The organism is Streptomyces sp. SID13726 (assembly GCF_010548375.1).
Taxonomy (GTDB): Bacteria; Actinomycetota; Actinomycetes; order Streptomycetales; family Streptomycetaceae; genus Streptomyces.
On the sequence record NZ_JAAGLY010000799.1, the window covers coordinates 1 to 393 of the forward strand.

Here is a 393-nt window from a genome sequence, read left to right on the forward strand (position 1 = left end):
GGGGGCACTACCCCACCTCCCGGCCCAATCTCGCCCTGGCAGGCGGCTGCGCCCTGAACATCAAGTGGAACAGCAAGCTGCGCGCCTCCGGCCTCTTCGGTGAGGTGTGGGCACCGCCCTTCCCCAACGACTCCGGCGCCGCCATCGGGGCCGCCGCCTGCGCGATGTTCGCCGAGGGCGGCCACACCCGGCTCGACTGGGACGTGTACAGCGGCCCGCGCCTGACGGCGTCCGCCGCACCGCCGGAGGGCTGGCGTGCCACTCCCTGCGACGAGGCCCGGCTCGCGCACTTGCTCGCCACGGAGGGCGAGCCGGTCGTCTTCCTCGCCGGGCGGGCGGAGATCGGCCCCCGCGCCCTGGGCGGGCGGAGCACCCTGGCCACCGCGACCGACG

At 76.1% G+C, this 393-nt stretch carries 1 protein-coding gene; it reads left to right on the top strand.

What is annotated here, in order from left to right:
• The coding region (locus G3I78_RS50370) for a carbamoyltransferase N-terminal domain-containing protein (RefSeq protein WP_275424957.1) at window positions 1-393 on the top strand (393 nt) is incomplete at both ends.